A 13,894-nucleotide genomic window follows, 5' to 3' on the forward strand; every position below is an offset into this window, starting at 1 on the left:
CGGCACAACCAACCCGCACCACCCGGGCCTGCCCCCCACCGCACCCCACGCCGTAACGTTTCCCGACGTGACCCCCTTCGTCAGCGGCCTCGCCCGCACCCGGTGCTGGGTCGGCGCGCATCCGCTCGCGCTCGACGGAGCCATAGCCGCCCTCTCGCTGGCCGCGATGGTCGTCGGCTCCTTCGCCGTCAACGGGGTGCACGGCCCCGAGTTCGGCGCCCGGACCCCCGCCGCGCGCAGCGTCATCCTGATGGTGCTCGTCGCCGCCGCGCTGCTGTACCGCCGCCGCAACCCCATGGGCGTCCTCGCCCTCACCAGCGTCCTCGCCGTCGTCGAGCTGAGCTACGGCGACCCCTCCGCGCCGGTCGCGATGAGCGCGGTCATCGCCCTCTACACCGTCGCCTCCCGCACCGACCGCCCCACCACCTGGCGCACCGGCCTGCTCACCATGGCCGGCCTCACCGGCACCGCCATGTTCTTCGGCTCCACCCCCTGGTACACCCAGGAGAACATCGGCATCTTCGCCTGGACCGGGATGGCCGCCGCCGCCGGCGACGCCGTCCGCAGCCGCCGGGCCTTCGTGGACGCCATCCGGGAACGCGCCGAACGGGCCGAGCGCACCCGCGAGGAGGAGGCCCGCCGCCGGGTCGCCGAGGAGCGGCTGCGGATCGCCCGCGACCTCCACGACGTCGTCGCCCACCACATCGCCCTCGTCAATGTGCAGGCCGGGGTCGCCGCCCACGTCATGGACAAACGCCCCGACCAGGCCAAGGAGGCCCTGGCCCATGTCCGGGAGGCCAGCCGCTCCGCGCTCAACGAACTCCGCGCCACCGTCGGGCTGCTCCGCCAGTCCGGCGACCCCAGGGCCCCCACCGAGCCCGCGCCCGGCCTCGGCGTCCTCGACGAACTCGTCACCACCTTCCGCAAAGCCGGACTCCCCGTGGAGGTGGCCCGCGCCGACGACGGCGTCAAACCCCCCGCCGCCGTCGACCTCGCCGCCTACCGGATCATCCAGGAGGCGCTGACCAACGTCCGCAAACACGCGGGCGACCAGGCCCGCGCCGAGGTCAGCGTCGTCCGCGTCGGACTCACCCTGGAGGTCACCGTCCTCGACAACGGCATCCCCGCCCAGGGCGCCGCCGCCCGCACCCCCGCTCCCGACGGCGGCCACGGCCTCGTCGGCATGCGCGAACGCGTCAGCGCCCTCGGCGGCCGGCTCAGCGCGGGACCCCGGTACGGGGGCGGCTTCCGCGTCCAGGCGATACTGCCCCTGAAGGCCCGCACGGGGGAGGACCGATGACCATCAGGGTGTTGCTCGCCGACGATCAGACGCTGCTGCGCAGCGCGTTCCGGATCCTGGTCGACTCCGAACCCGACATGGAAGTGGTCGGGGAGGCCGCCGACGGTGCCCAGGCCGTCGCCCTCACCCGCTCCGAACAGGTCGACGTCGTCCTCATGGACATCCGGATGCCCGGCACGGACGGCCTCGCCGCCACCCGCGAGATCACCGCCGACCCCGCCCTCTCAGCCGTCCGCGTGGTCATGCTGACCACCTTCGAGGTGGACGAGTACGTCGTGGAGTCGCTGCGCGCCGGGGCCTCCGGCTTCCTCGGCAAGGGCGCCGAACCCGAGGAACTGCTCAACGCCATCCGGATCGCCGCCGCCGGCGAGGCCCTGCTCTCCCCGGTCGCCACCAAGGGCCTGATCGCCCGCTTCCTCGCCCAGGGCGGCGACACCCGCGAGGCGACCGCCGCCGCGTACAGCGCCCGGCTCGACGCCCTCACCGGCCGGGAGCGCGAAGTCCTCGTCCTCGTCGGCGGCGGGCTCTCCAACGACGAGATAGCCGACCGGCTCGACGTCAGCCCGCTCACCGTCAAGACCCATGTGAACCGGGCGATGGCCAAGCTGGGCGCCCGCGACCGCGCCCAACTCGTCGTCACCGCCTACGAGTCGGGACTCGTACGCCCCCGGACGGAGTGACCCCCGCCACCGCGTACTCCAGACGCGGTATGGGCGGCGTAAAGAACGGGACCTGGGGCCGACGGGACCCCCCTTCTGATGGCTGATCATAGGCGGGCACCGCTCTCCACCCTGTTCGCGTACGCCACAGAAGAGAGAACTCATGTCCTGGCTGTCGAAGTTCAGCCTGTCGCAACGCGCACTCGTCGGGCTGATGTCGATCGTGGCGATCGTCTTCGGCGCGATCGCGATACCCCAGCTCAAGCAGCAGCTGCTGCCCTCCATCGAACTCCCCGTGGTCTCGGTCCTCGCCCCCTACGAGGGCGCGTCCCCCGACGTGGTCGAGCAACAGGTCGTGGAACCCCTCGAAAGCACCATCGAATCCATCGAGGGCGTCAAGAGCGTCACCGCCACCGCCAGCGAGGGCAACGCGGTGATCATGGCCAGCTTCGACTACGGCGACCAGAGCGGCAAACAGCTCGTCTCCGATGTCCAGCAGGCCGTGAACCGGGCCCGCGCGCTGCTCCCGGACACCGTCGACCCCCAGGTCGTGGCCGGATCCACCGACGACATCCCGACCGTGGTCCTCGCGGCCTCCTCCGGCGAGGACCCCCAGGCCCTCGCCGACCGGCTGGAACGCGTCGTCGTCCCCGCCCTGGAGGACATCGACGGCGTCGGCCAGGTCACGATCGACGGCGTACGCGAACTCCAGGTCTCCGTCACCCCCGACGAGCGGGCCCTCGCCCGCGCCGGCCTCACCACCGCCGCCCTCGCCGAGACCCTGCGCGCGGGCGGCGCGACCGTACCCTCCGGCGCCTTCAGCGAGGACGGCCAGAGCCGCACCGTCCAGGTCGGCGGCGGCTGGAGCGACCTGAAGCAGATCGAGGACCTGCGGCTCGCCCCCGCACCCCCCGCGAAGGGCCGCCCGGTCCGCCTCGGCGACATCGCCACCGTCCGCCAGGAACCCACCGCCCCCGCCTCCCTCACCCGTACCAACGGCAAACCCAGCCTCGCGGTCTTCGCCACCATGGACAACGACGGCAGCGCCGTCGCCATCTCCCGCGCCGTCGAGGACGAACTGCCCGCCCTCCGCCGCGACCTGGGACCCGGCGCCGAGCTGACCGTCGTCGCCGACCAGGGCCCCGCCGTCGCCAAGGCGATATCCGGGCTCACCACCGAGGGCGCGCTCGGCCTGGTCTTCGCCGTCCTCGTGATCCTGGTCTTCCTGGCCTCGCTCCGCTCGACCCTGGTCACGGCGGTCTCCATCCCGCTCTCCGTCGTCCTCGCCCTGATCGTGCTCTGGACCCGCGACCTCTCCCTGAACATGCTCACCCTGGGCGCGCTCACCATCGCCATCGGCCGGGTCGTGGACGACTCGATCGTGGTCCTGGAGAACATCAAACGCCACCTCGGCTACGGCGAGGAACGCCAGAGCGCCATCGTCGCCGCCGTCCGCGAGGTCGCCGGGGCGGTCACCGCCTCCACCCTCACCACCGTCGCCGTCTTCCTCCCGATCGGCCTGGTCGGCGGCATCGTCGGCGAGCTGTTCGGCTCCTTCTCGCTCACCGTCACCGCCGCGCTCCTCGCCTCCCTGCTGGTGTCGCTGACCGTGGTGCCGGTGCTGTCGTACTGGTTCCTGCGCCCGCCCAAGGACGTCCGGGACAAGGACCCCGACGAGGCCCGCCGGATCGCCGAGGAGAAGGAGGAGCGCAGCCGGCTCCAGCGCTCGTACATCCCGGTGCTGCGGTTCGCGACCCGCCGCCGGATCACCAGCGTGCTGATCGCCTTCGCCGTCCTCGCCGGTACGTTCGGACTCGCCGGGCTGCTCAAGACCAACTTCTTCGACCCCGGCGAGCAGGACGTCATGTCGCTGCGGCAGGAACTGCCCGCCGGCACCGCGCTCGACGCGTCCGACGCGGCCGCCCAGCGGGTCGAGAAGGTCCTCGCCGGCATCGACGAGATCGAGACCTACCAGGTCACCGTGGGCTCCTCCGGCTGGATGGCGGCCTTCGGCGGCTCCACCGGCGCCAACCAGGCCCAGTACCAGATGACCCTGAAGGACTCCGGCGACTTCGAGAAGGTCCGCGACCGGATCGAGGACGAACTCGACGGGCTCGACGGCGTCGGCGACACCACCATCGCCGCCGGCGACGGCTTCGCCAACCAGGACCTGAGCGTCGTCGTCAAGGCCGCCGACCCCGCGACCCTCCAGGAGGCGGCCGAGGCCGTCCGCGCGGAGATCGCCGAACTGGACGACGTCACCGACGTCCAGAGCGACCTGGCGCAGAGCGTCCCCCGCATCTCCGTCCGGAGCAACGAGCGCGCCGTCGCCGCCGGATTCACCGAGGCCGCCCTCGGCATGGCCGTCACCCAGGCCGTCCGGGGCACCCCCGCCGGGAAGGCGATCCTCGACACCACCGAACGCGATGTCGTCGTCACCTCCGCCCGGCCCGCGAAGACCCTCGCCGAGCTGCGGAACCTGCCGATCGGCCCCGGGAAGCTCAGCGACATCGCGACCGTGGAACAGGTCCCCGGACCGGTCTCCCGGACCCGTATCGACGGCGCCCGCGCCGCCACCATCACCGCCAAGCCCACCGGCGACAACACCGGCGCGGTCAGCTCCCAGCTCCAGACCCGGCTGAACGGGATCGACCTCCCGGCGGGCGCGGAGGCCTCCATCGGCGGGGTCTCCGAGGACCAGGAAGAGGCCTTCGCGGCCCTGGGCCTGGCGATGCTGGCGGCCATCGCGATCGTCTTCATGCTGCTCGTCGCGACGTTCCGCTCGCTGATCCAGCCCCTGATCCTGCTGGTGTCCATCCCCTTCGCGGCCACCGGCGCCATCGGCGGCCTGCTCGTCACCGACACCCCCCTCGGCGTCCCCGCCCTGATCGGCATGCTGATGCTGATCGGCATCGTGGTCACCAACGCGATCGTGCTCATCGACCTGATCAACCAGTACCGGAAACAGGGGTACGGGGTGGTCGAGGCCGTGGTCGAGGGCGGCCGGCACCGGCTGCGCCCGATCCTCATGACGGCGCTGGCCACGATCTTCGCGCTGCTGCCGATGGCCCTCGGCGTCACCGGCGAGGGCGGCTTCATCGCCAAACCCCTCGCCGTGGTGGTGATAGGCGGTCTGCTCACCTCCACCCTGCTCACCCTGCTGCTGGTGCCGACGCTGTACGCGACGGTCGAGCTGCGCAAGGAGCGCCGGGCCGCCAAGCGGTCGGAGCGGCGCGAGAAGCGGGAGCGCGAGGCGGGCGGACCCCCGGCGGAGCCCGCGAACGCCTGATCCACAGTCGGAACGCCCCCGGCCCCGGTCCCGCAGCACGGGATCCGGGCCGGGGGCTTTCCGTCGGCTCACACCGTGCGTGCGGCTGTGGCTGTCACGCTGCCCGCGTGACCCGGCCCCTCACACCGCTCGTACGGCCGCATCCGGGCCGGCCGTGCCCGCGCCGCCGGCCGCCCGGAACGCCAGCCGTGCCGCCCCCAGCGCCAGCACCGCACAGACCGTCATCCCGGTGAAGAGCGGCACCGCCGTGTCCGCGCCGCCCAGCCCCACCAGCGGGGCGACCACCGCGCCGAGCGCGCTCTGCGCCGTCCCCAGCAACGCCGATCCGGTGCCCGCCGCCCGGGGCACCCGCCCGATCGCGAGGGCCGCCGCGTTGGCGAACGCCAGCCCGATCCCGGCGGTCACGACGGCGATCAGCGTCAGGCACACCACCACCGTCAGCACCCCCGCCACCGTGGCCACCAGCAGCGCCGCACACCCCGAGAGCATCGCCCACAGCCCCACCCGCAGCAGCGGCTCGGGGCCGGTCCTGGTGACGAGCCGCGCGCTGACGGTGCCGGTGACGGCCGCCACCAGCGCCCCGCCGCTGAAGGCGACCGACGAGACGCCGACGCTCAGCCCCAGGACGTTCTGGAGCAGGAACGGCGACCCGGCTATGTAGCAGAAGAGCGCGCCGAAACCGAAGGTGAAGGAGAGGGTGTAGCCGGTGTAGGCCCGGTCGGCGACGACCTCGCGCACCGAGCGCGCGAACGCCCCGAAGCCGCCCGCCAGCCGCCGTTCGGCGGGCAGGCTCTCCGGGATCCCGGCCACCACCGCCGCCGCGACCAGCACCGCGACCACCGTCAAGACCCAGAAGACGGCCCGCCACCCGGCCCGCTCGATGATCGCGCCCCCGGCGAGGGGCGCCACGATCGGGGCGATCGTGCTCAGCGTCATCAGCAGCGCCAGCAGCCGCGCGGCGGCGGCCCCCGCAGCGACGTCGGACACCACCGCCCGGCTGATCACCACCCCGGCGGCGCCGCCGAACCCGGCCAGGAAACGGGCGGCCACCAGCCACTCCAGCGAGGGCGCCAGCGCGCACCCGGCCGTGGCGAGCGCACAGACCGCCGCGCCGGCCAGCAGCGGCCACCGGCGCCCGTACCGGTCGGAGAGCGGCCCGAAGACCAGATGCCCCAGGGTCATGCCGACCAGGAAGGCGGTCAGGGTCAGCTGCACCCCGGACGCGTCCGTCCCCAGCTCCCCGGCCATCCCGGGGAACGCGGGCAGATACATGTCGGTCGACAGCGGACCGACGACACAGAGGAGCGCGAGCGCGCCCGTCAGCACCGGCACAGCGGATATCCCCATCCAGAAGAGAAGAAGAGCGCCCTCGGCGGGCGGGCGGGAGCGCGGCAGAGCGGCCACGGCCACGGCCGGCGGAGCGGGCAGGACACGCGTCCGGCGGACGGTCACACGCGATCACACGCTAGAGGGACCGTACGGGAATGCCAAGGGGCGCCCCCCGGCGGGGGACGCCCCTCATGACCGGACACGGCCTACGGCAGGGCGAGCATCCGCTCCAGGGCCAGCTTGGCGAAGCTCTCCGTCTCCTGGTCCACCTGGATCCGGTTGACCAGCTTGCCGTCGGCCAGCGACTCCAGCGCCCACACCAGGTGCGGCAGGTCGATGCGGTTCATCGTGGAGCAGAAGCAGACCGTCCGGTCCAGGAAGACGACTTCCTTGTCCGGGTGGGCGTTGGCGAGCCGGCGCACCAGGTTCAGCTCGGTGCCGATGGCCCACTTCGAACCGGCCGGGGCCGCGTCCAGCGCCTTGATGATGTACTCCGTCGAACCGACCTGGTCCGCCGCCGCCACGACCTCGTGCTTGCACTCGGGGTGCACCAGCACCTGGACGCCGGGGATCCGGGCCCGTACGTCCGCCACCGACTCCAGCGAGAACCGGCCGTGCACCGAGCAGTGGCCGCGCCACAGGATCATCTTCGCCGCGCGCAGCTGCTCCGTGGTCAGCCCGCCGTTCGGCTTGTGCGGGTTGTAGAGCACGCAGTCGTCCAGGGACATCCCCATGTCCCGGACGGCCGTGTTCCGCCCGAGGTGCTGGTCCGGCAGGAACAGGACCTTCTCGCCCTGTTCGAAGGCCCAGTCCAGCGCCCGCTTGGCGTTGGAGGAGGTGCAGATGGTGCCGCCGTGCTTGCCCGTGAACGCCTTGATGTCGGCGGACGAGTTCATGTACGAGACGGGCACCACCTGCTCGGCTATGCCCGCGTCGGTCAGCACGTCCCAGCACTCGGCGACCTGCTCGGCGGTGGCCATGTCGGCCATGGAGCAGCCCGCCGCCAGGTCGGGGAGGACGACCTTCTGGTCGTCGGAGGTCAGGATGTCGGCGGACTCGGCCATGAAGTGCACACCGCAGAAGACGATGTACTCGGCCTCGGGTCGCGCGGCCGCGTCCCGGGCCAGCTTGAAGGAGTCGCCGGTGACATCGGCGAACTGGATGACCTCGTCGCGCTGGTAGTGGTGGCCGAGGATGAAGACCTTGTCCCCCAGCCGCTCCTTCGCCGCGCGGGCGCGCGCCACCAGGTCCGGGTCGGAGGGGGAGGGCAGGTCGCCGGGGCATTCCACACCGCGCTCGCTCCGGGGGTCGGCCTCCCGTCCGAGCAGCAGCAGGGCGAGCGGTGTCGGCTGTACATCGAGCACGTCACGCGACTCCACGGGGGGCTGGGCGGTGGTCACCACACACACCCTTTCTCTTTCAGCACAGATTCGGCAAAGCCTTTTCGTCTATTTGACGCTATCTATGATAACGGCTTCACGTCACTTTGACGATGGCCATAGCGTCGATGTGACGCACCCCCGCCCACCGGCCGTGCCCCGCCGCGGGGTGGTGTGCGAGCATGAAGGGGTACGAACGCCACGGCATGCCAGGGTCCGGAATGAAACCGCGGCCACACCGGTTGCACTGGTCGGCAAGCAGTCTCCGTAGCTTCCCCTGCCCTCGCGTGGGGAGACACATCCCGGGAGTGATGAAGCAGATGTCCGTATCGGACGAGACCACCACCGCGAACGACGGCATCCTCCTGTCCGACGCCGCCGCGTCCAAGGTCAAGGCCCTGCTCGACCAGGAGGGCCGGGACGATCTGGCGCTGCGTGTCGCCGTTCAGCCCGGTGGCTGCTCCGGCCTGCGGTACCAGCTCTTCTTCGACGAGCGCTCCCTCGACGGCGACGTGGTCAAGGACTTCGACGGGGTCAAGGTCGTCACCGACCGCATGAGCGCGCCCTACCTCGGCGGCGCGTCCATCGACTTCGTCGACACCATCGAGAAGCAGGGCTTCACCATCGACAACCCGAACGCCACGGGTTCCTGCGCCTGCGGCGACTCGTTCAACTAAGGTCTCCTGACCTCACACACAAGGCGGCGGCCCGCGTACCGCGGACCGCCGCCTTCGTGCTGCCCGGGAGCCCCCGGGACCGGGTCAGGACCGGGCCAGCGCCTTGCCGGTCTCCGCGTCCACGACCTTCCGGTCGCCCAGCGGCCGGTCGAGCACCGCCGACTCCCGCAACTCCTTCGCGACGGCGGCACAGACCTCACCGGGATCGGGGGTCCGCACCACCTCGGCCACCACCCGGTCGTCGCTCTCCTTCACCGTCAGCCGGTGGTCGTCGCAGATCCCGCCCCAGAACGTGACCGTCAGCTTCCGCCCGGAGACGCTGTACGAGGGGGAGCCCGGCACGGCCTCCGGCGGGTTCGGGGGCTCCTTCGCGGCCGGCGGCTCGACCGGCTCGACCGGTTCGGACGGCTCGTCGGGAACGGGCGCGGCCTCGCGGCCCTTGCCCGACGAGGACAGCGCCGGCCAGCTCGCCGGCGCGGGACGGGCCAGGGTGTACGGCTGCTGTCCGGCCTGGCGGGGCTCCACCCGGAAGAGCCAGGACGGCACCAGCGCCGGAGTCCCGTCCGGGTACTGGAGCGACAGGCCGAGCACGGCCGAGGTGACCGTCAGCCGCCGGGGAGCGGCCGGCGGCATCGCCTTCGAGCAGGTGATCTCCGCGTCGCCCTGGCCGTCCGCCGGGAGATCGGTGGCGCAGTGCCCGCACGGGATCCGGGGCGGCGACTGGGCGCCCCGCGCGGTCGTCCTGGCCGAGGTGGCCGCGTGCGGCACGGCCCCCGGCTTCAGCGCGGGACCGGTAGCGTGCGGCAGGTCGATGCCGCAGGGGGCGAGGATCCGCGACTCCCTGTTCAGCCCCTCCAGGGTCTTCGCCGCCGACAGGACCTTCTCCGCGCCGGCCTTTTCGACCTCGGTGAACCGGCCGGAGCCGCCGACCACCGCGCCGCCCGCGCCGATCCGCAGCTCGGTCGACCAGCCGAACGTCACCGACCCGCCGACCACCGGGTCCGCGGTGACGACCCGGACCGCGCCGACCGCCTGCCGCGCGGAGACGGAGGCGTTCGCCAGGCCCAGCGCCCGCAGCACCGGACCGGCGGCGTCCGTCGCCGCCCGCTCCCCGGGCGCGTCCCCGGCACCGGCACCCGGCGTCTGCGCCGGGCAGTCCCGGCCGCGCCGGCAGTCGTCCGAACCGGACCCGCCACCGAACGCGCTGTACGACCACGTCCCCGGGGCCGCCTTCGCCACCCGCAGGCTCGGCTCCGCGCCGTCCTTGCCGGCGCCGATCACCCACTCCGCGCCGGACGACCGGGGCACCTCGCCGGTCAGCCCCAGGGCCCGCGCGAGCCGGGTGGCCTCGGCCGCGGAGACCGAACCCACCGGGCGGTACACCGTCGCGCGCGCCGGCCCCTCGGGCAGCTCGCCCGCCGCCCGGTAGACCGTGCCACCGGAGGGGCCGGGCCCGCCCGGAGCGGGGGTGGCGAGCGATTCGGGCGACTCGGGCGGTACGGAGAGCGCGGGCGGCGGCGCGGCGGCACCGGTGTCCCCGCGTGTCCCGGCCGCCTCGCCCGCCGTGGTGGTGCGGTCCTTTGCCGGCCCGTCGCCGCCCCGGTCGGCGGCGGCGATGTACGTCCCGGCGCCGCTCGCCACCAGGACCACCGCGACCGCCACGCCGATCAGCGGGCCGCGCCGGCGGGCACCCCGCCGGCCGTCGGCCCGGTCCAACTCGCTGCTGTCCACCGGATCGCTCCTTCCCTCCCGCCCCCGCGACGCGTGGGCAGGGATGGGACGGAACAGCGGCCCCGGCGGTTCCCCCACGGCTCCGCGCCCTTCCGCGCGCCGGCCCGCCCGCCCGCGCCCGCGCCGGTCCGCGACAGGTGCGCCGTGGCCCGTCGCCGGCTCGCACGAGGGGTCCACCCGGTGCTCGCGCCCGCCGGCCCCGGGTGGGCGCGGGTGGGCGCGACGGCTCCCGAACCGGGCGCCCGGTGCTCGCAGGGGTGCTCGTACGAGGGACCGGGCTACGCCTCGCGGGCGGTCCGCCCGCAGGCGCCCGGGACCCGCCCGCCGGGGGCCCGGCCCGCGACAGGTGCGCCTGCCACCGGCTCGCACCGGCGCGCCGGCCGTGCGGTGCTCGTACAGTCACCGGGCCGTGCCCCGCCGCCCGCCGGTGCTCCGGCGACCCGGGCGCGGGTCCCGGCCCGCGCGGCCGCTCAGCCCCCGTACTCGGACATCGCGTCGATCAGCCGGTCGGCGGCGGCGGGCACGGTCACCCCCCGGATCCGGGACGGCGGCACCGGCGCCGGAAGTGGCTCGGCGGGCACCGCCCAGTGCGGAGCCATCCGCACGCAGTCGCCCCGCAGCTCCGCCAGCGAGTACTCGTACCCCCGTGGCTGCTGTGCCTCCTGTGGTGTGGTGGGCCAGTGGTACGGAAGGGGGGAGGTGTACCGGTTCATATCTGCACCGTACGCAGCCGGAAGCGCGGCAAAAAGACCTACTATCGGGTAGTTTCGTATGCCTGCCTCACGCTGCCCGACCAGGTAGCGTGAGGTGTCATGTCCGCCGCCTCCTCGGGAGCACCCACCGCCGTGCGCATCGCAGTCACCGGCTCCATCGCCACCGACCATCTCATGACCTTCCCCGGCCGTTTCGCGGACCAGCTGGTCGCGGACCAGCTGCACACGGTGTCGCTGTCCTTCCTGGTCGACACCCTCGATGTGCGCCGGGGCGGGGTCGCGGCCAACATCTGCTTCGGAATGGGACAGCTCGGCACCACCCCCGTCCTCGTCGGCGCCGCCGGCTCGGACTTCGCCGAGTACCGCGCCTGGCTCGACCGCCACGGCGTCGACACCGGATCCGTCCGCATCTCCGAGGTGCTGCACACCGCCCGCTTCGTGTGCACCACCGACGCCGACCACAACCAGATCGGCTCCTTCTACACCGGCGCCATGAGCGAGGCCCGGCTGATCGAGCTGCACTCCGTCGCCGAGCGCGTCGGCGGCCTCGACCTGGTCCTCATCGGCGCCGACGACCCCGAGGCGATGCTCCGCCACACCGAGGAGTGCCGCTCCCGGGCGATCCCCTTCGCCGCCGACTTCTCCCAGCAGATCGCCCGCATGAGCGGCAACGACATCCGGGTCCTGCTGGAAGGCGCCACCTACCTCTTCTCCAACGAATACGAGAAGGGGCTCATCGAGTCCAAGACCGGCTGGAGCGAGGAGGAGATCCTCTCCCGCGTCGGCCACCGGATCACCACCCTCGGCTCGCGCGGTGTGCGCATCGAGCGCACGGGCGAGGACGCGATCGAGGTCGGCTGCCCCGACGAGGACGCCAAGGTCGACCCGACCGGCGTCGGCGACGCCTTCCGGGCCGGCTTCCTCTCCGGCCTCTCCTGGGGCGTGGGCCTGGAGCGCGCCGCCCAGCTCGGCTGCATGCTCGCCACGCTCGTCATCGAGACCCTGGGCACCCAGGAGTACACCCTGCGCCGCGCCCACTTCATGGAGCGCTTCGTCAAGGCGTACGGCGAAGAGGCCGGCGCCGAGATCCAGCGCCACCTGGCCTGATCCGGCCGCATCCCGGACGACGCGGGGCCCGCACCGATGATGGTGCGGGCCCCGCGCCGTATCCGCCGCCACGCTCACACCAGCCGGCGCACCCCGTACGCCGAACCCCGCTCCCGGCGCTCCTCGCCCAGGTACTCCTGCCCCCGCATCCCGCACCACGCCGGGATGTCCAGCCGGGCCGCCGCGTCGTCCGACAGGACCGTCACCGTCCCCCCGACCGGCACCCCGCCGATCACCTTCGCCAGCTCGATGACGGGGATCGGACACCGCTTCCCCAGCGCGTCCACCACCACCGGGCCCGCGCCCGGAGCCGCGGCGGACGCCGCCCCCGGGGCGCCCAGCCGCTCCCGTACCGAGGACACCACGCCGGGCAGCACCCCGAGGAAGCGCTCCACCTCCTCCTCCGTGGCCCCCGCCCCCAGCGACACCCGCACATTGCCCTCGCTCAGGACGCCCATCGCCCGCAGCACATGGCTCGGCGTCAGCGTCCCCGACGTGCACGAGGAACCCGACGACACCGAGAACCCCGCCCGGTCCAGCTCGTGCAGCAGCGCCTCACCGTCGACATAGAGACAGGAGAAGGTGACGACATGGGGGAGCCGGCGCACCGGGTCGCCCACCACCTCCACGTCCGGCACCAGCGCGGGCACCCGCGCCCGGATCCGGTCCACCAGCGCGGACAGCCGCAACCCGCCCTCGGCTGCCTCCGCCCGCACCGCCCGCAGCGAGGCCGCCGCCGCGAGGACCGCCGGAATGTTCTCGAAGCCGGGGGACCGCCCCGACTCCCGTTCGTCCGCCGGGTCCTGCGGGGCGAACCGGGTCCCCTTCCGTACGGCCAGCAGCCCCACACCGGCGGGCCCGCCCCACTTGTGGGCGCTCGCCGTCAGCAGCGACCAGTCCCCGTCCACCGGACCCCACCCCAGTGACTGGGCCGCGTCCACCAGCAGCGGCACCCCGGCCGCCCGGCAGGCCTCGGCGGCCTCGGCCACCGGCTGGACCGTCCCCACCTCGTGGTTGGCGGACTGGAGCGCGGCCAGCGCGGTATCGGCGGTGAGCGCGCCGGCGAAGACGGCGGGGTCCACCCGGCCGAAGCGGTCCACCGGCACCTCGGCCGCGTCGTCGCCCGCCGCGTGCAGGACCGACGAGTGCTCCACGGCCGACACCACCACCCGGCTCCCGACCCGCCGCCGCGCCGCGCGCACCCCGGCGACCCCCAGATGCACCGCCCGGGTACCCGAAGGAGTGAAGATCAGCTCGTCCGGGCGGCAGCCGACCGCGTCGGCGGCCGTCTCCCGGGCGGCGTCCAGCAGCAGCCGGGCCCGGCGCCCCTCGCGGTGGAGCCGGGCGGGGTCGGCCCACCCCTCGTCCAGGGCGGCGATCAGGGCCTGACGGGCCACGGGGTGCAGCGGGGCGGAGGAGGCGACATCGAAGTAGGACACGCCGCCAAAGCTAACCCCCGGTACCCGAGGGGGCGTCAGACGCCCGCGCCCGACCCGCTCCGGCGGGTGCCCCGCACCCTGCCCGACCCCCCGCCCAGGACCCCTCTCCCACCCCCGTAAACCTGTGCCCACCCCCGCTCTGTCCAGCGGAAATCCACCCCTTCGGGGTGTCGGACGGCGCGTTGGGCACCCTCCCCGCGCGACCCCAAATAGCGTCCAGTAGGGTTTGGTCCGCATAAACATCCAAACCCCCTGCCCGCGTCAGGGCCGG

Annotated in this window: 10 protein-coding genes; 5 read left to right on the forward strand and 5 right to left on the reverse strand. The window is 73.5% G+C overall.

Features of this window, described 5'->3' with window-relative positions; translation table 11 throughout:
* Positions 1-67 precede the first annotated feature (67 nt).
* The 3 genes from SYYSPA8_RS07510 to SYYSPA8_RS07520 all read left to right on the forward strand — a co-directional run bounded on the left by SYYSPA8_RS07510 (position 68) and on the right by SYYSPA8_RS07520 (position 5,248).
* Positions 68-1,300 carry a sensor histidine kinase gene (locus SYYSPA8_RS07510; protein ID WP_323446164.1) on the forward strand — a complete coding sequence of 411 codons (1,233 nt, stop codon included), beginning with the start codon at positions 68-70 and terminating at the stop codon, positions 1,298-1,300.
* A complete protein-coding gene (locus tag SYYSPA8_RS07515) occupies positions 1,297-1,980 on the forward strand; it encodes a response regulator transcription factor (protein WP_323446165.1) in 684 nt (227 codons plus the stop codon). Before SYYSPA8_RS07510 ends, SYYSPA8_RS07515 begins: the two co-directional genes overlap by 4 nt.
* A gap of 142 nt (positions 1,981-2,122) precedes the next feature.
* Positions 2,123-5,248 carry an efflux RND transporter permease subunit gene (locus SYYSPA8_RS07520; RefSeq protein WP_323446166.1) on the forward strand — a complete coding sequence of 1,042 codons (3,126 nt, stop codon included), beginning with the start codon at positions 2,123-2,125 and terminating at the stop codon, positions 5,246-5,248.
* Positions 5,249-5,368: 120 nt separating this feature from the next.
* Here the strand turns inward: SYYSPA8_RS07520 and SYYSPA8_RS07525 are convergent, their stop codons facing one another.
* Positions 5,369-6,700, reverse strand: coding sequence for a multidrug effflux MFS transporter (locus SYYSPA8_RS07525; RefSeq protein WP_323446167.1), 1,332 nt, complete (start codon positions 6,698-6,700; stop codon positions 5,369-5,371).
* 83 nt (positions 6,701-6,783) lie between these two features.
* Positions 6,784-7,986, reverse strand: a complete 1,203-nt coding sequence (gene nadA / locus SYYSPA8_RS07530; RefSeq protein WP_323446168.1) for a quinolinate synthase NadA — start codon at positions 7,984-7,986, stop codon at positions 6,784-6,786.
* Between the two features lie 290 nt (positions 7,987-8,276).
* Here nadA and SYYSPA8_RS07535 point away from each other — a divergent pair, with 290 nt between their 5' ends.
* Positions 8,277-8,633 (forward strand): HesB/IscA family protein, encoded by a 357-nt coding sequence (locus tag SYYSPA8_RS07535; protein ID WP_323446343.1) that lies wholly within the window; start codon positions 8,277-8,279, stop codon positions 8,631-8,633.
* An 84-nt stretch (positions 8,634-8,717) separates the two neighbouring features.
* On the opposite strand, the gene SYYSPA8_RS07540 is transcribed toward SYYSPA8_RS07535, so the two are convergent.
* Both SYYSPA8_RS07540 and SYYSPA8_RS07545 read right to left on the reverse strand, forming a co-directional pair.
* The gene (locus tag SYYSPA8_RS07540; RefSeq protein WP_323446169.1) at positions 8,718-10,364 is read right to left on the reverse strand and encodes a hypothetical protein; all 1,647 of its coding nucleotides are present in this window, start codon (positions 10,362-10,364) and stop codon (positions 8,718-8,720) included.
* Between the two features lie 470 nt (positions 10,365-10,834).
* Positions 10,835-11,077, reverse strand: coding sequence for a hypothetical protein (locus SYYSPA8_RS07545; RefSeq protein WP_323446170.1), 243 nt, complete (start codon positions 11,075-11,077; stop codon positions 10,835-10,837).
* Positions 11,078-11,209: 132 nt separating this feature from the next.
* Between SYYSPA8_RS07545 and SYYSPA8_RS07550 the strand changes: the two genes are divergently transcribed.
* The gene (locus SYYSPA8_RS07550) at positions 11,210-12,184 is read left to right on the forward strand and encodes a carbohydrate kinase family protein (protein ID WP_323446171.1); all 975 of its coding nucleotides are present in this window, start codon (positions 11,210-11,212) and stop codon (positions 12,182-12,184) included.
* Positions 12,185-12,258: 74 nt separating this feature from the next.
* Here the strand turns inward: SYYSPA8_RS07550 and SYYSPA8_RS07555 are convergent, their stop codons facing one another.
* Positions 12,259-13,623, reverse strand: a complete 1,365-nt coding sequence (locus tag SYYSPA8_RS07555; protein WP_323446172.1) for a cysteine desulfurase/sulfurtransferase TusA family protein — start codon at positions 13,621-13,623, stop codon at positions 12,259-12,261.
* Between the last annotated feature and the right edge of the window lie 271 nt (positions 13,624-13,894).

This window comes from Streptomyces yaizuensis (genome assembly GCF_034961445.1).
In the GTDB taxonomy this organism is placed as follows: domain Bacteria; phylum Actinomycetota; class Actinomycetes; order Streptomycetales; family Streptomycetaceae; genus Streptomyces; species Streptomyces yaizuensis.